17 protein-coding genes and 1 tRNA gene are annotated in these 21158 nt (G+C 69.3%); 7 read left to right on the top strand and 11 right to left on the bottom strand.

Annotated elements, in window-relative coordinates; translation table 11 throughout:
- Window positions 1–26: 26 nt before the first annotated feature.
- The 3 genes from E3T25_RS03375 to topA form a co-directional block, all read right to left on the bottom strand.
- On the bottom strand, window positions 27–1190 hold the full coding sequence (locus tag E3T25_RS03375) for a DNA polymerase III subunit delta' (RefSeq protein ID WP_104099403.1): 1164 nt from the start codon (window positions 1188–1190) through the stop codon (window positions 27–29).
- A gap of 311 nt (window positions 1191–1501) precedes the next feature.
- Window positions 1502–2158: a dTMP kinase gene (gene tmk, locus E3T25_RS03370; RefSeq protein WP_241980586.1), complete on the bottom strand. Its 657-nt coding sequence runs from the start codon at window positions 2156–2158 to the stop codon at window positions 1502–1504.
- Window positions 2155–5178, bottom strand: a complete 3024-nt coding sequence (gene topA, locus E3T25_RS03365; protein WP_134372178.1) for a type I DNA topoisomerase — start codon at window positions 5176–5178, stop codon at window positions 2155–2157. The genes tmk and topA overlap by 4 nt, the downstream gene beginning before the upstream one ends.
- Before the next feature lie 138 nt (window positions 5179–5316).
- Between topA and E3T25_RS03360 the strand changes: the two genes are divergently transcribed.
- Window positions 5317–5556, top strand: a complete 240-nt coding sequence (locus tag E3T25_RS03360; RefSeq protein ID WP_104099401.1) for a hypothetical protein — start codon at window positions 5317–5319, stop codon at window positions 5554–5556.
- 34 nt (window positions 5557–5590) lie between these two features.
- Here E3T25_RS03360 and E3T25_RS03355 read toward each other — a convergent pair whose 3' ends face one another.
- The 5 genes from E3T25_RS03355 to E3T25_RS03335 all read right to left on the bottom strand — a co-directional run bounded on the left by E3T25_RS03355 (window position 5591) and on the right by E3T25_RS03335 (window position 9265).
- Window positions 5591–5977 (bottom strand): Rv3654c family TadE-like protein, encoded by a 387-nt coding sequence (locus E3T25_RS03355; protein ID WP_134372176.1) that lies wholly within the window; start codon window positions 5975–5977, stop codon window positions 5591–5593.
- A gap of 56 nt (window positions 5978–6033) precedes the next feature.
- Window positions 6034–6492 (bottom strand): TadE family protein, encoded by a 459-nt coding sequence (locus tag E3T25_RS03350; protein WP_134372174.1) that lies wholly within the window; start codon window positions 6490–6492, stop codon window positions 6034–6036.
- Entirely contained in the window at window positions 6473–6637 is a 165-nt protein-coding gene (locus tag E3T25_RS03345) for a DUF4244 domain-containing protein (RefSeq protein WP_233191137.1), read from the bottom strand. Before E3T25_RS03345 ends, E3T25_RS03350 begins: the two co-directional genes overlap by 20 nt.
- A 367-nt stretch (window positions 6638–7004) precedes the next feature.
- Window positions 7005–7934, bottom strand: coding sequence for a type II secretion system F family protein (locus E3T25_RS03340; protein ID WP_241980584.1), 930 nt, complete (start codon window positions 7932–7934; stop codon window positions 7005–7007).
- 107 nt (window positions 7935–8041) lie between these two features.
- A complete protein-coding gene (locus tag E3T25_RS03335; protein WP_134372170.1) occupies window positions 8042–9265 on the bottom strand; it encodes a TadA family conjugal transfer-associated ATPase in 1224 nt (407 codons plus the stop codon).
- A 435-nt stretch (window positions 9266–9700) separates the two neighbouring features.
- Here E3T25_RS03335 and acs point away from each other — a divergent pair, with 435 nt between their 5' ends.
- Window positions 9701–11656 carry an acetate--CoA ligase gene (gene acs, locus E3T25_RS03330; RefSeq protein ID WP_104099397.1) on the top strand — a complete coding sequence of 652 codons (1956 nt, stop codon included), beginning with the start codon at window positions 9701–9703 and terminating at the stop codon, window positions 11654–11656.
- Window positions 11657–11743: 87 nt separating this feature from the next.
- On the opposite strand, the gene E3T25_RS03325 is transcribed toward acs, so the two are convergent.
- Both E3T25_RS03325 and E3T25_RS03320 read right to left on the bottom strand, forming a co-directional pair.
- Window positions 11744–12214: a RidA family protein gene (locus E3T25_RS03325; RefSeq protein ID WP_134372168.1), complete on the bottom strand. Its 471-nt coding sequence runs from the start codon at window positions 12212–12214 to the stop codon at window positions 11744–11746.
- A 3-nt stretch (window positions 12215–12217) separates the two neighbouring features.
- The gene (locus E3T25_RS03320) at window positions 12218–12382 is read right to left on the bottom strand and encodes a Sp36 family protein (protein WP_134342594.1); all 165 of its coding nucleotides are present in this window, start codon (window positions 12380–12382) and stop codon (window positions 12218–12220) included.
- 50 nt (window positions 12383–12432) lie between these two features.
- Between E3T25_RS03320 and E3T25_RS03315 the strand changes: the two genes are divergently transcribed.
- The 5 genes from E3T25_RS03315 (at window position 12433) to E3T25_RS03295 (ending at window position 18438) form a co-directional block, all read left to right on the top strand.
- Window positions 12433–15015: a transglycosylase domain-containing protein gene (locus E3T25_RS03315; RefSeq protein WP_134372166.1), complete on the top strand. Its 2583-nt coding sequence runs from the start codon at window positions 12433–12435 to the stop codon at window positions 15013–15015.
- Window positions 15012–15995 carry a metallophosphoesterase gene (locus tag E3T25_RS03310; RefSeq protein WP_104099394.1) on the top strand — a complete coding sequence of 328 codons (984 nt, stop codon included), beginning with the start codon at window positions 15012–15014 and terminating at the stop codon, window positions 15993–15995. The genes E3T25_RS03315 and E3T25_RS03310 overlap by 4 nt, the downstream gene beginning before the upstream one ends.
- Before the next feature lie 80 nt (window positions 15996–16075).
- A tRNA-Pro gene (locus E3T25_RS03305) sits at window positions 16076–16149 on the top strand.
- Between the two features lie 112 nt (window positions 16150–16261).
- Entirely contained in the window at window positions 16262–17731 is a 1470-nt protein-coding gene (locus E3T25_RS03300; RefSeq protein ID WP_134372164.1) for a DHA2 family efflux MFS transporter permease subunit, read from the top strand.
- Window positions 17732–17952: 221 nt separating this feature from the next.
- A complete protein-coding gene (locus E3T25_RS03295; RefSeq protein WP_134342597.1) occupies window positions 17953–18438 on the top strand; it encodes a VanZ family protein in 486 nt (161 codons plus the stop codon).
- Window positions 18439–18906: 468 nt separating this feature from the next.
- Here the strand turns inward: E3T25_RS03295 and E3T25_RS03290 are convergent, their stop codons facing one another.
- Window positions 18907–20940, bottom strand: coding sequence for an O-antigen ligase family protein (locus E3T25_RS03290; RefSeq protein ID WP_134372162.1), 2034 nt, complete (start codon window positions 20938–20940; stop codon window positions 18907–18909).
- Window positions 20941–21158 lie beyond the last annotated feature (218 nt).

Here is a 21158-nt window from a genome sequence, read left to right as displayed (position 1 = left end):
TCCCCTTTTCTGGGACGTGTTCTCGGTCACCGGCGGATTGCCGATACGAGCATGGCCTCGAGGGCCAGTGCCGGCGCCACGTTCGATTCGATCCGCTGCCGGGCTTGGGCGATCGCGTCCAGGGTGAACAGCGTGGCGGCGGGCGCACAGACGGTTCCCGCCGCCCGCACCTCCGTGAGGAGTTCCCGGTTGATGACGCTGGTCTCCCGGCCGAGCTGCACCATGATCACGTCGCGGTACAGCGAGGTGAGGTCGACCAGGATGCGGTCGATCCCGTCGCGGAGGCTGCGGGTGGCCCTCCGCTTCTGGTCATCTTCGAGGGCCTTGATCTGGCTGCGCAGGCCGGGCGGGACCGACTGTCCCGGCTCGACGCCCAGGGAGCGCAACACGCCCTCACGCTCGGCGGCGTCGCGCTCGAGCGTGATCGCCTTCGCGTCGTCACCGGCGATGGCGAGCAGCCGGGCCGCCGCATTCACCGCCGCCGACACGCCGCGGATGCCGAGGGCCGCCCGCAGGGTCTCCTCGCGTCGCGCTCGCGCCTCGGGGTTCGTCGCCAGGCGGCGGGCCATGCCGATGTGGCTCTGCGCCTCCCGAGCGGCTCGTTCCGCGGTGGCCCGGTCGACACCGTCCCGGGCCACGAGCAGCTCGGCGACGTCGTCGATGCTCGGCACCCGCAACCGCACCGATCGCACGCGGGACCGGATCGTGGGCAGCAGGTCAGCCTCGCTGGGAGCGCAGAGAATCCACACGGTGCGCTCCGGCGGCTCTTCCAAAGCCTTGAGCAGAACGTTGGACGTGCGCTCGACCATGCGATCGGCGTCTTCGACCACGACCACCCGGTAACGACCCACCGACGGTGAGTACTGCGAGCGCTTCACGGCCTCTTTGACCGAGTCCATCTTGATGATGACGCCCTCCGTGGAGAGCACGGTCAGGTCGGGATGCGTCCGGGCGTCGACCAGGCGGCGGGCGCTCTCGTCACCGGCCTCGGTGCCGGGGCTGAGCAGCGCGGTCGCGAAGGCGAACGCGAGGTTGGAGCGGCCCGAGCCGGGCGGCCCGGTGATCAGCCAGGCGTGCGTCATGGCCGACCCGGCGCGCGCCTCGGCGTCTCCGTCACTCGGACGTTCGGCCGCCGCGCGGAAGATCGCGATCGCTCTCGCCTGACCCGTCAGGCCATCCCACACAGTCATCGGACCAGAGTACCTTTCGTCGGTGACAGAGGGCTTAGAGCTCGTCCAGCCGGCGCCGTCCGCTGGTTGCGCCCCCGGCAGAGCCCGTCCAGTCGGCGCATTCCCTCCAGCCGGCGCAGCACCGCGCCTGGTGCCGAACCAATTCGACGGAGATTTTGCCGAAAACGGCCGGTTTGGGGCCGATAACGTGGTCCAGGGCCAAAATCTCCGTCGAATTCGCACGGCGCACGGCGGCCCGCGCGTGAAACGGATGCCGCCGCAGCGGCGGGCCGCCGGGCCGCAGCGGCCTCGGACATCCGTTCACTTCGCCTCTAGAGCAGCGCGGCGACCCGGTCGCGGATGACGGCGGCGATCTCGGCCACCGGACGCCCGGCGTCCACGACCAGAAACCGCTCCGGCTCGGCGTCAGCCAGGGCGAGGAACGCGGCGCGCACCCGGCGGTGAAAGTCGCTCTTCTCCGCCTCGAGCCGGTCGAAGGGCTTGTTCTCAGCGTCGAGGCGGCCGCGCGCCACGGTCTCGTCGAGATCGAGCAGCACGGTCAGCGCGGGCAACAGTCCCTCCGCCGCCCAGAGCGACAGATTACGCACCGGGGTGGCGTCGAGCACCCGTCCGGCACCCTGGTAGGCGACGGATGAGTCCAGGTAGCGGTCCTGGATCACCACTTCGCCTCGGGCGAGCGCCGGCCGCACCGCGGTCGCGATGTGCTGGGCCCGGTCGGCGGCGTAGAGGAGCGCCTCGGCCCGCGGTGCGATCTCACCGCGGTGGTGCAGCACGATCTCACGGATGGCGCCGCCGACATCCGTTCCGCCGGGCTCGCGGGTGCGCAGCACGGTGCGCCCGCTCTGCCGGAGCCAGTCGGTGAGAAGCTCCGACTGGGTCGTCTTGCCGCACCCGTCACCACCCTCGAGGGTGATGAACAGCCCGGCAGCGGCGGGACCGGTCACGGCTTCCGGAACTTCTCGGGTCACGACAGCGACGACGCCTGGGTCGCGGCCTTCGCGGCCGCGGTGGCCGCCCGGGTCGCCGCAGCCTTGGCCGCCGACGCGGCCTTCTGAGCCGGGGTGCGCTGAGCGCGCACCGTCGTGGTGGCACCCGACGGAGTCGGCTTTTTGACGGCCGACTTCCGAGCCGGGGCCTTCCTGACCGCCGTCTTCTTCGCCGGGGCCTTCTTGACCGCCGTCTTCTTGGCCGGGGCCTTCTTCGCCGGCGCCTTCTTGACGGCCGGGCCCTTGGCGCGCTTGTCGGCGAGCAGCTGCACGGCGCGGTCGAAGTCGACCTCCTCCACCGTCTCGGCTTTCGGGATGGTGGCGTTGGTGATGCCGTCGGTGACGTAGGCGCCGAACCGGCCGTCCTTGATCTTGATCGCCTTGCCGCTCTCGGGGTCGGGAGCCTCGAACTCCTTGAGCGCGCTCGACGCCCGCCGGGCGCCGTACTTGGGCTGGGCGTACAGGTCGACCGCACCGGCCAGATCGATCTCGAAGATCTGGTCCTCGCTGGTCAGTGACCGGGTGTCCACGCCCTTCTTGAGATACGGGCCGAACTTGCCGTTCTGGGCCGTGATCTCCGCGCCCGTCTCCGGGTCGAGGCCGACCACGCGCGGCAGGGCGAGCAAATGCAGGGCCGTGTCGAGGTCGATCGTGGCGAGGTCCATGGTCTTGAACAACGAGGCCGTGCGCGGTTTGACCGCGGCGACCTTCTTCGCCGGGGGCTTGCGCTTGGGCTTCGCGGCCGCGGCCGTCGTTTTGGTCGTGGAGGCAGCCTCGGCGGCGGCCGAATCGGCAAGCAGGGTCACCTCGCCGGTGACCGGGTCGATGGTCTCGCCGGGTTCGACGACCTCGACCTCGGGCTCCAGCTCGGTGACGTAGGGGCCGAACCGGCCGTCCTTCGCCACGATCCGCTTGCCGTTCTCCGGGTTCTCGCCGATCACGCGGTCGGTGATGACCGGCGCGTCGATGAGTTCGCGGGCTTTCGCCGGGGTCAGCTCGTCGGGGGCCAGGTTCGGCGGGATGTTCACCCGGCGCGGCGGGGCATCCGGTGCCGCGCCCGGGTCGATGACCTCGAGGTAGGGACCGTACTTGCCGATGCGCAGGGTGATGTCGTCGCCGATGGGCATCGAGTTGATCGAGCGCGCGTCGATCTCGCCGAGGTTGTCGATGACCTGGCGCAGGCCGCGGTGCTTGTCGGAACCGAAGTAGAAGCTGGTCAGCCAGTCCACCCGGTCGGCTTTGCCGTCGGCGATGCGGTCGAGGTCGTCTTCCATCTCGGCGGTGAAGTCGTATTCGACCAGGTCGGAGAAGTACTCCTCGAGCAGGCGAACGACGGAGAAGGCGATCCAGTTGGGCACCAGCGACTGGCCGCGGGGGGTGACGTAGCCGCGCTCGGTGATCGTGGAGATGATCGACGCGTACGTCGAGGGGCGGCCGATGCCGAGCTCCTCGAGCTTCTTCACCAGGCTCGCCTCGGTGTAGCGGGCGGCCGGGGTGGTCTCGTGGCCCTTGGCTTCCACGTCGAGCAGGGTCAGCTTCTGGCCCTCTTCGAGCGGCGGCAGCTTGGACTCGGTGGCGTCGGTGGGTGCGTTGCGCTCCTCGTCACGGGATTCCTCATAGGCCAGCATGAAGCCGCGGAACGTGATCACGGTGCCGCTAGCGGCGAATTCCGCGAGCACCCCGGATGTCGCGGGGTGCGTGGACGTGCCGGTCGGCCCGGCCGCGATGGTCACCGACGCGGTCGAGCCGGTCGCATCCGCCATCTGCGAGGCGACGGTGCGCTTCCAGATCAGGTCATAGAGCTTGAAGTCGTTGCCACGCAGAGTGGATGCGAGCGCCGAAGGGGTGCGGAATGTGTCGCCGGACGGACGGATCGCCTCGTGCGCCTCCTGAGCGTTCTTGCTCTTGCCCTTGTACAGGCGGGGCTTGTCGGGCACCGTTTCGGGGCCGTAGAGCGCCGCCGCCTGGGTGCGCGCGGCCGTGATCGCCTGCTGCGACAGCGACGGCGAGTCGGTTCGCATATAGGTGATGTACCCGTTTTCGTAGAGCGACTGGGCCACGCTCATGGTCTGGCGGGCGGTGAAGCGCAGCTTGCGGGCCGCCTCCTGCTGCAGGGTCGAGGTGGTGAAGGGCGCGGCCGGGCTACGACGGTAGGGCTTGGCGGTCACCTTCGTCACGGTCAGGGCGACCGATGGTTCCTTGAGGGCGGTGGCCAGGGCGAGGGCGGATGCCTCGTCGAGCGTGACCGCCGTCACCTTGGGTTTCAGCCGGCCGAGGTCGTCGAAGTCGCCGCCGGAGGCGATGCGCTCTCCGCCCAGGCGCACGAGCTTCGACTGGAATGCGGAATCCGCCCGGGACGCGCCGGTAGCAAGCTGGGCGATGAGGTCCCAATAGCCGGCCGACACGAACGCGAGGCGCTCGCGTTCGCGTTCGACGACGAGGCGGGTGGCCGCGGACTGCACGCGGCCGGCGGACAGGCCCGGGCCGACCTTGCGCCAAAGCACGGGGGAAATCTCGTAGCCGTAGATGCGGTCGAGGATGCGCCGGGTCTCCTGCGCGTCGACGAGGGCGGTGTCGAGGTCGCGGGTGTTGTCCTTCGCCTGAAGGATGGCTTCCTTGGTGATTTCGTGGAAGACCATGCGCTTGACCGGCACCTTGGGCTGCAGGACCTGCAGCAGGTGCCAGGCGATGGCCTCGCCTTCGCGGTCCTCATCAGTTGCGAGCAGGAGTTCGTCGGCGTTCTTCATGGCCCGTTTGAGTTCGGCCACGGTCTTCTTCTTCGCGTCGGACACGACGTAGTACGGCTCGAAACCGTTTTCCACGTCGACCGAGAACTTGCCGAGCGGACCCTTTTTCAGTTCGGGTGGCAGGTTCTTGGGCTCGATCAAGTCGCGAATATGGCCGACCGAGGACAAGACCTCGTAGCCGTCGCCCAGATACGCGGCGATCGATTTCATCTTCGTCGGCGATTCGACAATGACCAGCTTCTTAGTGCCTGGCACCAGACTCCTCTTTATAGGTACGGGTCCAAGTGGGCCATGGCACACCATACACACTTCAATATGGTGCCTGCCTAATCGACCACGCCGCGCGAGACCATTGGGGGTTGCCAGGCCCGCGCTGGCGGAGACAATTGGAGCATGGCGAATTCAGCGACGGGCACGTACACCGCGAAGCTCACGGACGGCCCCCTCCAAGGCAAGACAGTCACCACCCAGTTCCTGGAATCCGGCGATCCGCGGCCGCGACTCGAGATCCCTGCCGACGGCAACAAGCGCTACCTCTATCTACGCGGCTCCGGCCTCGAATTCGACTCCAGCACATTCCCGGCTCGACCCACCGCCGTGGACTACCGCTACATCGAGGCCCTCTTCGACTGAGCCGCCCGTGGCTTTCGCGCCCGCTGAGACGAAGTCAGCCGGCGGGGCCGCCGGGCGAATCGGGCGGCCCGGCCCGTGCCTGCGCGCCCAGCTCGAACCCGAGGTAGCCGCGCACCGCGGTCACCGATGCGATCAATCCCTCCACCGTGCAGACGGTGACGGATGCCCCATTCAGCCTCGCGGCTTCGTCCGCCGCCGCGCAGGGCATCCCGGCCACGGCGCCCGAGGCGGTGTCGGCGGCGGCGAGCGCCGCGGCATCCGCTGCCCCCTGCACCGCCTGGCCGACCACCAGCGCGGCGAACAGCGGCAGCAGCACCGCCGTCAGGAGCATGACCGCGCCCAGCACCCCAACAGCTAGCACCGTGCCCGAGCCGCGCTCGGGTGCTGACCAGTGCCGCCGCCGCGGAGCCCGGCGAGTCACGGTCCGCCGCCGCAGAGCCCGGGAAGTCAGCGTCCGGGACCTCCCCCGGCGGGGCCTCACCGGCCACCGCCGAGCGCGCAGGACCCGGCCCGGAGCGTGAGGCCGAAGGCCGCGAAAGCGCCGAACGAGCTTGGTGCGCGCAGGTTCACGCAGACGAACTCACCCCGGCGCTCCGGGGTCATCGAGGCCCCCTGCACCGCCCGCTGCACCAGCCCAGAGGCCCGGTCGACGCTGTCGCCGCGGGAGAGGGACCGGGCGGCATCGGCCGCGGCATCCGTGAGGCGCACCTGCTGGCCGATCACCTGCAGGGCGCCCAGGCAGCAGGCGAGCACGAGCAGTACAGCCGGAACGACCGTCGCGAACTCGGCGGTGACGCTGCCGCGGTCGCGGGGGCGGTCCCTGGGGCCGGGGCGGCGCCGCGCGCGGCTTCGGGCGCTCGGGGCGTCGTCGGAGTGCCCGTCGGAGTGCCCGTCGGAGTGCCCTTCCGGCCGGCGGCTACCCCACGGAAAGCGCATTGCGCACCAGATCGGTCAGGATGCCGCGCACCTCGTCGCCGCGCAGGATGACGATCAGCAGGCCGGCGAATCCGACCGCCGCCATCGTTGCGACGGCGTATTCGGCGGTGGCTGCACCCGTCTCGGCGCGCAGGCCGCGCGGCAGCCGGAACCGGTCGGGGCGCGGAAGCCGGGGTGCCGGAGCCGCCTTGCGCAGAGAATCGTGGCCGAGGCCGGGGCCGGTGGTCGCTGCGTCGATCGTGCCGGTGGCGCGCTCGGCGATCAGGTTCCTGGTCAGGTTGGTGACCTCGTCGGTGGCCGGTTCAACGGTCGGTTGCAGGGCCTGACCCCTGGTCGGTTTGGCGGCCTGATCGGTGGTCGGTGTCAGGGCATAATCGGTGGTCGGTTCGATGGTGGGCATTCGTTCGTCTCCTTCTCGCGTCGGGCGACGCGGTGTGTGGGCGGCACGAGTGGTCTCAGACTGGCCCGGGCGAGGGCGGAACACCGACAGCCGCTCGCTCCGGTGCAGAACTTCAGAAAACGAGCACTGTGGACGAGAGGACGGTCATCAACAGCGGCAGAACTCCGACCAGCATGAATGCGGGCAGCACGCACACCCCGAGCGGGATCATGAGCGTGACCGCGAGGGTGGCGGCCCGGTGCTGGCCGTCGCTGCGGGCCTGCCGACGCAGCTGGTCGGCCTCGCTTCGCAACAGCTCCGCGGCGGGAACGCCGGCGCGCACCGACAGAGCGAGCACCCGGTCGATGCTGGCCGCCGAGTCCGCGCGGTGCAGGGCGAACCGCTCTGCCGCCGCGTCGACCAGGGTCCGGGCGCGGTCGACGGAGCCGCCGCCGGTCATGGCGATGGCGGTGAGGTCCAGTTCGAGCCCGGGGGTCGGGTCCCGTGCCCGGGCGAAGTGCACGAGCCGCCGGTTCCAGCGGTCCGCCGCCAGCATGAGGGCGCCGCCGCCGGCGAGGCAGGCCCAGCCGGGTGCGGTGAGGAACAGCGTCTGCAGCGTGTTGAAGCCCAGAAGGCTGCCGAACAGCACACCGACGACCGGCAGGAACGCGACCATCCGTGCCGTGGCGCTCGGGCCGGCGAGCGCCACGGCGAGGTCGGCGTGCAACTGGCCGAGGTCCCGGAAGGATGACGCCAGTTGCCGCAGGCAGGAGGCCAGCGGCGCTCCGGCCTGGGTGGCCACCTGCCAGGCCGCGGCGAGGCCCAGCCAGGCGGCGCCGATCTGGCCGCCGAGTAGGCGGGCCTCGGCGGCCACGGCGTCGGCGATGTTGTCGCCGCGGCGCCCGGCGTCGGCCGCCGCCCGGATGATCTGTGCCCCCGAAGAGGGCGGTGTCGGCGACAGAGACTTTTCGCCGACGGGGTGCGAAGCGACGGGTTCGAGGTAGGCCCACGCGGATGCCGGGGAGACGCCGGCGGCGAGGAGAACCGCGATGCGTTGGGTCACCTGCGCCACCTCCTCGATGGCCGGGCTGGGCGGACCGTGCCGCCGTTTCACGCCGAGCCACGTGCCGAGTCTCCTGCCGACTCTCCTGCCGAGTCTTGTGCCGACTCTCATTCCGACTCTCCAGTCTCGGCGGGCGCGGCGGCCCGCCGCCCGTGTGTGCGGACCGGTCTGGGCGGGCCGGACTCCCCCGGGGCCCAGCGGTTCCCCGGGGCCGCGGCGATCACCAGCAGGCGATCCCGGGCGTCCAGCGCGAACCGGCCGAGCGGAGCGAGCCGGCGGCGGCCCTCGCGGCGCTCGAGGTGCAGCACCAGCCCGATCGCGCTCACCGCCTGCCGCGCCACCGCTTCCGGACTTAGTCCGGCGAGAGCGCCGAGGGCCTCGAGTCGGGCCGGAACGTCGTGCAGGGAGTTCGCGTGCAGGGTGCCGGCGCCGCCGTCGTGGCCGGTGTTGAGCGCGGCCAGCAGCTCCCGGATCTCGGCACCGCGGCATTCGCCGAGCACCAGCCGGTCGGGGCGCATCCGTAACGCCTCGCGCAGGAGACTCTCCAGGCCGATCCGGCCGGCACCCTCGAGGTTCGGCTGCCGTGCCTCGAGCGCCACGACATGCGGGTGGTTTATGCGCAGTTCGGCGACGTCCTCGATGGCCACGATGCGTTCCCCAGGCGGTGCCTCGCCCAGCAGCGCCGCGAGCAGGGTGGTCTTGCCGCTGCCGGCGGCTCCCGTGATGAGCAGGTTCTCGCGCCGGTGCACGGCCACGCGCAGCCGGTCAGCGACGGCGACGGATGCCTCCCCCACCCCGAACAGACCCCCGGCGGCGAGCGTGGCGAGGCTCAGCCGCTCGGCGCGAGGCAGCCGGATGGACAGCAGCGTGCCCGTGCTCGACGCCGGCGGCAGCACCGCATGCACCCGGATGCCGTCGGACAGCCGCACATCGACGCAGGGGCTGGCCTCGTCGATGTGGCGCCCGCCGAGGGCGATCAGGCGCACCGCCAATTCCCGCACAGCCGGTTCCGGGCAGCTCCACTGCGGGGCGTGCAGCAGTCCGTGGCCGGCATCCACCCACAGCCCGGCGGCGCCGTTGACGAACAGATCGGTGACCTCGCCGTCGGCGGCGAATTCGGCGAGCGGGCCGAGCACGAACACGTCGAGGGGCCGGATCGCCGGCAGCACACCGGGGCTGAGCACACCGGGGCTGAGCACACCGGGGCTGAGCACACCGGGGCTGAGCGCACCGGGCGGCCGGGCATCCGTGCGGCGGTCGGGAGCACCGTTGGGAGGGCGGGCAGGCACGGACCTGCCATACGACGGGACGGCGACGAACGGCTCGGGCATGCCCCGACGTTAGATCGGCGGTGGGAGCGCATCCGGCCCCTGCGCCGGATCGAGGAGAACCCGGGCCGACCGCCGGCTGGGGAGGACCGGGACGCGCCACCGCGAAAAACCAAAGGTTAAAAAGGGGGGCGGCACCTATTGGGGGGAACAGGTGCCGCCTCGGCAGTGCGCTGATTGGGGGGAACCAGACACACCGCAGGTCAAAACTTTCGTTCAGACAAAGACAAATGTACAAGGGGAATTACAGATGCGCAAGTCCCCCGTGTCCTCATAAATGAGGACACAGAACCCGGGTGCCTGATGAGACCACAATTGGGGGTGGGAACTCGCCGCAATTCCGCGCAACCTGGGCGACACATGTCGCCGTGTAGGGTTCAGGAGGGGCTGGTTAACGCGCCCGATACACGCAGCGCATCGCAAAGGAGCGACATACCTATGAGCGTCAAGATCGATAACCTTCTCCATGAATCCCGCAGATTCCCGCCGACACCGGAATTTGCCGCACAATCCATCGCGAAGCCGCAGATCTATCAGGACGCCACGGACGACCGATTGAAATTCTGGGCTGATCAAGCCCGCGAGCTTCTGCACTGGCATAAGCCGTTCACAAAAACCCTGGACTGGACCAATCCACCGTTCGCCAAATGGTTCGAAGACGGCGAATTGAACGTGGCCTGGAACTGCCTCGACCGGCACGTGCTGGCCGGCAACGGCGACCGGGTCGCGCTGCACTTCGAGGGTGAGCCGGGAGACTCCCGCGACATCACATATGCCGAGCTCACTGCCGAAGTGAAGCGTGCTGCGAATGTGCTGACAAAACTCGGCGTGAATGCCGGGGACCGCGTCGCGATCTACCTGCCGATGATCCCGGAGGCCGTCATCTCGATGCTCGCCGTGGCCCGCATCGGCGCCGTGCACTCGGTCATCTTCGGCGGTTTCAGCGCCGAAAGCCTCCGTTCGCGCATCGATGACGCCAGCGCCGTGCTCGTGATCACCGCCGACGGCGGTTACCGCAAGGGCAAGGCGTCCGCTCTCAAGCCGGCCGTCGACGCGGCTCTGGAGGGCGGCGAGACCACCGTGCGCAACGTGCTCGTGGTCAAGCGCACCGACGGCTTCGTGGAGTGGTTCGACCGCGACCTGTGGTGGCACGACGAGCTCGCCTCGGTCGCGGGAGAGCATGAGGCGCTGGGCTTCCCGGCCGAGAACCCGCTGTTCATCCTCTACACGTCCGGCACCACCGGCAAGCCCAAGGGCATCCTGCACACCACCGGTGGCTACCTCACGCAGGTGGCGTTCACCCACAAGAACGTGTTCGACCTGCACCCCGAGACGGATGTCTACTGGTGCACCGCCGACGTCGGCTGGATCACCGGCCACAGCTACGTGGTCTACGGCCCGCTCGCCAACGGCGCCACCCAGGTGCTTTTCGAGGGCACCCCGGACACCCCGCACCCCGGCCGGTGGTGGGAAATCGTTGAGAAGTACAAGGTGAGCATCCTGTACACGGCGCCCACGGCCATCCGTACCTTCATGAAGCTGGGTCGCCAGATCCCGCAGGGCTTCGACCTGACCAGCCTGCGCCTGCTCGGTTCGGTGGGCGAGCCCATCAACCCGGAGGCGTGGATGTGGTATCGCGAGGTCATCGGCGGCAATGTCGCGCCGGTGGTCGACACCTGGTGGCAGACCGAGACCGGCGCGATCATGATTTCCGCCCTGCCCGGCGTGACGACGACCAAGCCCGGCTCGGCGCAGAGCCCGATCCCCGGCGTCGTGATCGACGTGCTCGACGACGAGGGAAACCACGTGGGCCGCGACAACGGTGGCCTGCTCGTGGTGACCGAACCGTGGCCGTCGATGCTGCGCGGCATCTGGGGTGACCCGGAGCGCTTCAAGGAGACGTACTGGGAGAAGTTCGGATCGGAGAACCCGCGCTACTTCGCCGGTGATGGCGCCCGCCTCGACCGTGACGGTGAGATCTGGCTGCTCGGCCGGGTCGACGACGTGATGAACGTGTCGGGGCACCGTCTGTCCACGGCCGAGATCGAGTCGTCGCTGGTGGCGCACCCGATGACCGCCGAGGCGGCCGTGGTCGGCGCGCACGACGACACGACCGGCCAGGCGGTGGTGGCGTTCGTCATCATCAAGTACAGCCACCTGGAGGAGTCCTCGCACGCGGACATCCAGGCCGTGCTGCGGGCGCACGTGTCCCAGCAAATCGGTGCCATCGCGAGGCCCCGCCAGATCTTCATCGTGAGCGAGCTGCCGAAGACGCGCTCGGGCAAGATCATCCGGCGTCTGCTGCAGGATGTCGCGGAGGGCCGCGAGGTCGGTGACACCACCACCCTCGCTGACACCTCGGTGATGACGGCGATCATGTCCACCCTGAAGTAACCAGCGTCTAACCAATTCGTTCGGGCACGCACCCGAGTAGACACACGAAAGCGGGCAGGCCCAGTGGGCCTGCCCGCTTTCTGGGGCTCAGGCGAAGGAGACGATGAGCTCCAGCTCGACCGGGGAATCCAGCGGCAGCACAGCGACGCCGACGGCCGAGCGGGCATGCACGCCCCGGTCGCCGAAGATCTCGCCGAGCACCTGGGAGGCACCGTTGACGACACCGGGCTGGCCGGTGAACGACGGGTCGGATGCGACGAAGCCGGTGACCTTGACGACCTGCGTGACTCGGTCCAGCGATCCGATCGCGGCCTGGATGGCGGCAAGCGCGTTGAGCGCGCACTGCCGGGCGTAGTCATAGGCGTCGGCGGCCGGCACGAGTCCGTGGCCGTCGCCGACCTTGCCGGTGGCCGGCAGCGCCCCCGAGATCATCGGCAGCTGACCGCTGGTGAACACCAGCGAGCCGGAGACCACGGCCGGCACATAGCTGGCCACGGGCGGCACGACGCTCGGCAGCTCGATGCCGAGCTCGGCCAGCCGGGCAGCGATCTGCGCCACGTTTCAGGCTCCTTCGGTGGCGACGGGGCGCTTGAGGTAGGCGACAAGCCCACCCTCGGGTCCGGGAACGACCTGCACGAGCTCCCAGCCCTCCGAGCCCCAGTTGTTCAAAATGGCAGCTGTGTTGTGAATCATCAGCGGCGTCGTAAGGTACTCCCAGGCAGGCATAAGGCTCCGATTCAGGCGGTTATTCAGATTTGTCACTTAGTCTCAATAGTATGTCTGCCAAAAATCGTACGGTCAGTGGAGCGCTCGGCGGGTTCCTCGGTTTCGTCGGGATGAGCGCCGTGGCCGGCGTCCTCGTCGCCGCCGCTGTCACCCCCGCTCTGGCCCTCTCCGGTATGACAGCCACGAACACGATCAACATGTTCGAGAGCCTCCCCGACTACCTCGCGATCGACCAGCTGGCGCAGAAGAGCAACATCTACGCGACCAACGCCGACGGCAGCCCCCTGCTTTTGGCCTCGTTCTACGATCAGAACCGGGTGGAAGTCGAGTGGGACGCGATCAGCCCGTTCGTGAAGGATTCCGTGATCGCGGGCGAGGACCCCCGCTTCTATGAGCATGGCGGCATCGACCTCGAGGGCACCGTCAAGGGCGTCGTGAGCACCGTGGCCACCGGCACCGCGCGCGGCGGCTCCTCGATCACCCAGCAGTACGTGAAAAACGTGCAGGTGCAGAAGTGCGAGGCTCTGGCCGACGAAAAGAAGCGCATGAGCTGCTACGACACGGCCACGGAGACCACCCCCGACCGCAAGCTCAAGGAGATGCGCCTCGCCATCGGCGTGGAGAAGCAGTACGCGAAAGACGACATCCTTCGCCAGTACCTGAACATCGCCGGTTTCGGCGGCACGGTCTACGGCATTGAATCGGCCGCCAACTACTACTACAACACCACCGCCGCGGGCCTGTCACTGGCGCAGGCGGCGAGCCTGGTGGCGATCGTGAACAACCCGGTCAAGTTCCAGCTCGACAACCCGGACAGCGAAACCAACGGCGTCGCCAACGGGTATGCCGCCAACAAGGAACGCCGCGACTACATCCTGGGCGAGATGCTCAAGTACCAGAAGATCACCCAGGAAGACCACGACGCCGCCCTGGCCACCGTGATCGAGCCCACCATCACGGAACCCAGCACCGGGTGTGCGACAGCCGGCGGCAGCGCCTACTTCTGCGACCTGGTCGTCAACACCCTGCGGAACGACCCCTCCTTCGGTGAAGACGAAGTCACCCGCATGGCCAACTTCCGTCGTGGCGGCTACGAGATCTACACCACGCTCGACCTCGACCTGCAGAACGCCGCCGAGACCACCATGAAGAAGCACGTGCCGAAGCAGTACGGGGACTGGGACGTGGGCGGTGTGATCACCAGCGTCGAGGTGGGCACCGGCCGAGTGTTGGCCATGACCCAGAACAAGGATTACAGCCAGGACCCGGCCGTGACCGAGAACAATAATGACTACACGGGCATCAACTACAACACCAACTCCAACGAGGGCGGCTCGCTCGGGTTCCAGCCCGGCTCGACCTACAAGGTCTTCACCCTCGCCGAGTGGCTGACCCAGGGGCACACGCTCAACGAGCGCGTCGACTCCCGCCGCAAGAGCGACTGGGGCGTGTTCAAGAACAGCTGTGAAGGCAACCAGAGCTATGTCTTCAACCCCAAGAACGACGCGAACGAGCCCGGCACCAACTACAGCGCGCTGCAGTCGACGATCGACTCCATCAACACCGGCTTCATCGGCATGGCGAAGAAGCTGGACCAGTGCGGCATCGCCACGATGGCCAACTCCTTCGGAGTGGGCCGCGCCGACCTGAAGCCTCTCGAACAAGGCCCCTCGGCCGTGCTCGGCACGAACGAGGTCGCGCCGCTCAGCATGGCCATCGCCTTCGCCGGCATCGCCAACAACGGCGTCAGCTGCAGCCCGATCGTGATCGACCGGATCGTCGGCGGCGACGGCGTCGACATGACCCCGCCGCAGACCAAGTGCACCCAGGCGGTCACCCCTGAGGTCGACGCCGGCATGACGTATGCCATGCAAAAGGTGATGACCGAAGGCTCGGGACGCGCGTCGAATTCCGCGACCTCCCCGAAGGTGCCGATGATCGGCAAGACCGGAACCACCGACGGCAACAAGGACACCTGGATGAGCGGCGCGAGCACCAAGGTCGCCACGGTGATCGGCGTCGTCAGCGTCACCGGCGACATCAACCAGCGTCTCGTGGACGACTGGGAGGGCGGCACGGCTGCCACCGCCCGTCACCGCATGTGGCCGGAGGTGATGAGCGTCGCGAACGCGAAGTACGGCGGAGACGCCTTCGCCGAGGCATCCAACAAGGTGCTGCAGGCCGTTCAGATTCCGGTCCCCGACCTGCGCGGTAAGTCGATGAGCGAAGCGGCCTCCACCCTGACCTCGGCCGGCTTCGACGTGGTCGACGGCGGTGTGACCGACTCCGAGATGCCCGCCGGCACCGTGGCCCGCACCGACCCGGCCGGCGGCAGCAGCGCCAGCCGCGGCTCGACCGTGACCGTCTACTCCAGCAACGGCGCGCTCAAGATCGTGCCCGATGTCGTGGGCAAGACCGAGGCCGAAGCTACCTCCACCCTGGAGGGCTTCGGCATCGTCAAGCAGGAGCAGGACGTCACCGACCCGAAGCAGGTCGGCACGGTGCTCTCCATGACACCGACCGCCGGCTCCGGCGCCGCGGCGGGCAGCTCCGTCACGATCGTGGTCGGCAAGCTTGCCGCCGGCGCGAAGCCCGACGCGAAACCCGACGCGAACGGCGGGGGCAACGGATGACCCGCGCCAACTCCGCAGGCACCTCCCTGGCCGTCAGCGCCGGGGTGGTAGCCGCGGCCGGAGTCGTCGCGTTCGCCTGGGGCTCTCTCGTGGAGCGCCGCATGTTCACCCTCCGCGAGGTTCTCGTTCCGGTGCTCGCGCCGGGATCCGCCCCGATCAAGGTGCTGCACCTCTCCGACCTGCACATGGCACCGTGGCAGCGGGATAAACAGGACTGGGTGCGCGGCTTGGCCGACCTCGCGCCGGACCTGATCGTGAACACGGGCGACAACCTCGGTCACGCCGACGGCATTTCCGGGATCGAGTATGCCCTCGAACCGTTCCGCGGCATTCCGGGCATCTTTGTCAACGGGTCGAACGACTACTACGGGCCGCAGTTGAAGAACCCGATGCGGTACTTCCGTGCCCCGTCGACGCTTCGCTCGGCGTTTCACGAGAAGCTCGACATCGCCCACCTGCACCGGGTGTTCGGCGACCTCGGCTGGATCGACCTCGACAACGCGGCGGCCGCGCTCGACATCAACGGCACCCACCTGGAGCTGTTCGGGGTGGATGACCCGCACATCGGGCTGGACCGCCTCGACCTGATCACCCGGGCGATCGACGACCTGCGCGCGAACGACCCGTTGTCGGAGGAGCACTGGCCCGACCCCGAGGAGGCGACCCCTCCGCGGTCGACGCTCACGGTGGGCGTCGCCCACGCGCCCTACCAGCGTGTGCTCAACTCGTTCGTCAACCATGGTGCCCAGCTGATCCTGGCCGGGCACACGCACGGCGGGCAGGTGTGCGTTCCCCGGTACGGCGCCCTCGTCACCAACTGCGACATCCCACGCAAGCAGGTCAAGGGCCTCAGCCTCTGGGACTCCGGACTGCACACTTCGTACCTGAACGTGTCCGCGGGGCTCGGCACGTCGATCTACGCGCCGGTGCGGTTCGCCTGCGCACCGGAGGCGACCCTGCTCACGCTGACGGCAGCGTAGCGGGGGTATCGGCAGGCTCGGCGCCGGATGGTCGTGGTAGGGCATCCGGGGGGTTATACTTGTCAAGGCTTACGGGCCATCGGGGTATGGCGCAGCTTGGTAGCGCGCGTCGTTCGGGACGACGAGGTCGCAGGTTCAAATCCTGTTACCCCGACAGATATGCAAAACCCTCACTCTTCGGAGTGGGGGTTTTTGTAGTTGGTGTTTGGTAGTTGGTGTTTGGTGCGACCGGGCCGGCGCGGCCAGAAGCGCGAGAGGATCATGTCATGACCGATTCCAGCCCGGGTCTCCCCGCACCTGTCGCTATCCCACGGCATGCCTGGCAGGCCCTGATCGTGCTGCTGGCCGGCATGTTCATGGCGCTGCTCGACACCACGATCGTGAATGTGGCGCTTCCGACCATCCGTACCAGCCTGGATGCCTCGGAGGCCACCCTCTCCTGGATCATCTCCGGCTACGCGCTCGCCTTCGGGATCGCGCTGATCCCGGCCGGGCGGCTCGGCGACCGCATCGGCCACAAGTGGGTCTTCTTCACCGGTCTGCTGCTGTTCACCCTGGCCAGCCTCGCCTGCGGGCTCGCGCAGAACGATCTGCAGCTGATCATCGCCCGGGTCGTGCAGGGGCTTGCCGGCGGCATGTTCGTGCCGGCCGTGACCGCTGTGATCCAGCTTCTGTTCCCGCCCATCACCCGCGGCAAGGCGTTCGCGATCATGGGCACGGTGATCGGCGTATCCACGGCGCTCGGCCCGATCATCGGCGGCCTGATCATCGAGGCCTTCGGCGACGAGAACGGATGGCGCCTGGTCTTCTGGGTCAACCTGCCGATCGGCATCGTCGCCCTCGTCGCGGCGGCGATCCTGTTGCCGGCCGGCTCCGAACGTGCCCCGGGCACCCCGAGCGGCGGCATCGACTGGGTGGGCCTGCTGCTGATCTCCGGCGGGCTCGTGGCGCTGCTCGTTCCCCTGATCGAGGGCGAGGACCAGGGCTGGCCGCTCTGGACCTACCTGACCCTGGCAGCGGGGGCGCTGTTGATTGTGGCATTCGGCTTCTGGGAGGTGGCGTACACCCGGTGGGGCAAGAGCCCGCTGGTGCCGCCGCGGCTGTTCCGGCATCCGGCGTTCACCGGCGGCATCGTGCTCGCCCTGGTCTACTTCGCCGCGTTCACCAGCATCTTCTTCACCATTTCGATCCTCTGGCAGGCCGGCCTCGGGCACACCGCCCTCGAGTCGGGGCTGGTATCGATCCCGTTCGCGATCGGAACCATCATCGGCGCTTCGCAGAGCAACCGGCTGGCGCAGCGGCTCGGCCGCACCGTGCTGATCATCGGCGTGTCCCTGGTCACCATCGGCCTGGTCTGGGTCTGGCTGGCCCTGCTCCTGATCGGCCCGGCGATCACCAACTGGGAGCTGCTGCCGCCGCTGCTGATCGCGGGTCTCGGCAGCGGATTCTTCATCGCGCCGAACGCCCAGTTCATCGTGGCGACCGTGGACCGCTCCGAGGCCGGTGCGGCCAGCGGCGTGGTCGGCGTGATGCAGCGGGTCGGCAGCGCCGTGGGCATCGCCGTGATCGGCAGCGTCTTCTTCGGCACGCTGGTCGTGGCCGGCCCCGGTGCGGAGGCCGTCGCCGCCGGCTTCACCGACAGCGCCACCGCGGCGATGAGCGTGAGCGCGGCGTTCAGCGTGCTGGCACTGCTGCTCGTCTTCGTGCTGCCGAAGCGGGTGTCGGCCGGGCGGTAGGGGCGGGGTTCCCGTCGTGAGGGTGCCCGTTCCGGTCGAGAGCCCCCGCTTTACCGGTCACTCTCGACCGGAATAGAAGTGGTCGGCGGTGGGCATCCTTCGGCTCAGAGCGTATTTGCGAGCCCCCGCGCACGGATGCGTCTACGGTAAATAGATCGACAGTGTTGCGGTCAGGTCCCGGCGCCGTCGGTTGCCGACCGTGACGTACCGGGAGGCGAGACATGACCGACGCGAGTCGCACTCCCCCGCCGAGACCGCCGGGCCCTGCCGCGGCGGGCGGAGCCGTGCCCACCCGGCTGCGCCGGTGGGCGCCCTGGCTCATGCTCGCCTATCTGGTCGCGCTGGCCTTCATCGCGTTCTGGCCGGTGCCGGTCGACCGGGCGGCATACGATTCACTCCTGGCCCTTATCGATTGGCTGCAGGAACACGGCGCGCCCGGCTGGGTGCGCTACGGCCTGGTCGAGTTCATCGCCAACATCGCCCTGTTCGTGCCGGTCGGCCTGTTCGTCGTGCTCGTGGCCGGCGCACGACGGTGGTGGCTGGCCGTGCTGGTCGGGTTCGCGGCGAGCTGCACCATCGAGCTCGGGCAGCTGATCTTCCTGCCGGACCGCTTCGCCACCCTCGCCGATGTGGTCGCGAACACGGTCGGGGCCGCCGTCGGCACGGTGCTCGGGCTGGTTCTGTTGCGCGGCGGCCGCGGGCGCTGACGGGGACTGCAGGTCGGGTGCGGGTGTGCGCCGGGGTGCCCGTCGGCACGTGCACTTGCCTTTTCTGTGGCTAACTCAGGAGATCCGGGATGGGCCTCGGTATTCGTTGCGTAATTCCGGGGGCGCAAGCCGCAGCCGGCTCGGTTTTCCTGAGTTAGCCCCCTACGGCCGCGCACAACTCCTGCAGATTCTGACGGATGTGCCCGACCCGGCCTGGCATGGCCCTCCGGCCGCGAATTGCAGGAGCTATGCCAGCTGAGGCACCGGCCACCGGACTCACAGGTGGCTAACTCAGGAGATCTGGGCTGGATGCGCGGCACAGCCCCCGGAAACCCGGGGTGACGGATGACCTCGGCCGGGTTTCTCCTGAATTAGCCGCAGCTGCCAGCCCGACCGAGTGGGGCGGGGCGAGCAGGGGCGGGGCGAGCAGGGGCGGGGCGAGCAGGGGCGGGGCGAGCAGGGGCGGGCCTACTTGGAGAAGAGGATGTCGCGCAGACGCAGGGCGGTCGGCTCGGCCGGGTCCAGCGCGAGTGCGCGCCGCACCGCGACGTCGCAACCGGAAATGTCGCCGGACACGTACAACGCAACTGCATACTGCACCGCCACCGCGACGTCCTGGGGCGCAACAACGGCCAGGGCGTCCAGCGTGCGCACGGCGGCAGCCGCATCCCCGCCGCTCAGTTGCCCCGCTGCCAGCGCCCGCTCGGTGGCCACGGTGTCGGGCAGTACGGCCCGCGACCGCTCCGCCCAGGCGACGGCACGGGGCGCAGCGCCGGGCACCTGCGCATCCGCTGCCGCAGCGAAGGACTGCGCCGCAATGCTCGCGAGGTCGGCATCCCAGGGTCGCAGCCTCTGGGCGCTCTCAAACGACTCCTCGGCGACCGCGATGTTGCCGCGCGCCGCCCCGGCCACACCGGCTGCGAGCGGCACCTCCGCACTCATCAGCACGACCAGCCAGACCGCCCAGCCAACCAGCGCCACCGACCGGATACCGCCACCCGCCGACCGCGCCGCCGCAGAGCCGAGCCGACCGCGAAGCTGCCCGCCGAGACCGCGAAGCTGCCCGCCGGACTGCCCGCACGGCGCGCCCGCCACCAGCACCCCGACCAGAACGGCCGCGAGGATCGTGGTAGACGGCGCGGTGAAGTGCGTCAGCAGCGCAACCCCGAAGCCGGACAGGCCCGCCAGTGCGGCGGCAAGCAGGTCGCCACGCGCGGCATCCGCTCGGGCGAGGACGGCGGCGGCGTGCGCCGCAGAGCCGCGCGCGGCATCCGTCTCCCTGCAGGCCACCTGTCGCCAGGCCCGCAGGCCGCCGGAGGCCGCGGCCACGACGATGCCGAGAATCAGGACCAGCAGCGGGATGCCGCCTGCCATGGCGGCCTGGAACAGCCAGTTGTGAGGCGAGTCGAGGGTGCTCTCGCCGGCGGACGCGGCCGCATTCGCATTGAGGAACCCACTGACGCCGACGCCGAACGGATGACTGCCGAGCACCGCGTGGCTGTCCCGCCAGAACGTGAAGCGGGCCTCCAGCGACGAGGTCGACAGCGGGCTGCTGCCAAGCAGCCGGCCCCGGGTGAACGGCACCGCGAGGGCTCCGCCGAGCAGGAGGAGCAGAGCGGCGATCCCGCTGAGGGCGATGCGCCGGGCGAAGGGGCGCCCGAGGCGCACGAGCTCGAGCGAGAGAAGCACGAGCACCACGACTCCGGCGGCCAGCAGCCCCGCGCGCGAGGCAGAGAAGATGACCGAAGTCACCGCCAACAGGATCCCGGCCGTGATCCAGGCCCGCTCGGCCCGTCCGGTGCCGAGGTCAGCCGCGGAAAGGGGCGCCCGTCCACGGCCCGGCGCCCCACGGCCCGGCGCCCCCCGACCCGGCGCCATACGACCCGATCCGACTCCCCCGGACCCGGCGGGCCCCGTCCAGGCGCGAAGCGTGGGCAGCGCCAGCACGGCCAGGAACAACGCCCCGAGGATGCCCTGGTCGGTGGCGTTGCCGGTGAGCGATCCGGGTCGTGCGAGGTCCGACGGGAACGGCCCGGCACCGACCGCTTCGAGCAGCGACACCACACCCAGGGCGATGGCCGCGGTCGCGACGGCCCGCGCCAGCGTGCGTAGTTTCGCGACCGGCGCGTCGGGTCCGAGCAACCGCGCCCCGGCCCAGACCGCACCGAAGTAGACGGGCAGGGTGATCAGCCCCTCGTAGCGCGGCCACCGTCCCCACAGCTGCGCCGCCGGGGCCGCGGATATCAGCACACTCAACAGCGCGAGCACCGCGGTGACCCCCGCGGCCACGGCGAACCAGCGCGGCAGCCGCCCACGGGCCACGGCGACGGATGCCCCGGCCACCGCAATCGCAGCCAGCACATCCTTGGGCAGGAACCACCGCACGAACGCGTCGGGGAGCAGCACGATCGAGGCGAGGACCAGCATCCAGATCGCGGCCGTGGCGGCCCGCTGACCGAACCTGCCGGACACACCGGCCTGCCCGGTATCTCCGGCGTGCACGGTTCTGCCGGCCTTCCCTGTTCTTCCGGCGTTTGACGAATGCGCAGTGCGCGTTTCAGTCACCACGCGCCGTCAGCGAAGCTGCGTTCTCGGATGCGACGAAGCGTATACCCCACGAGTAGATCCCAAATTCTTGGCATGACGGCCGGCCAAGATGCGCACACACATGCAGAGGTGTCCCCTCACTGAACCCTACTGCGATTTGCCTGATCAGAATC

Source organism: Cryobacterium sandaracinum (assembly GCF_004403415.1).
Lineage (GTDB): Bacteria > Actinomycetota > Actinomycetes > Actinomycetales > Microbacteriaceae > Cryobacterium > Cryobacterium sandaracinum.
This window is presented reverse-complemented; position numbering and strand designations above follow the sequence as displayed.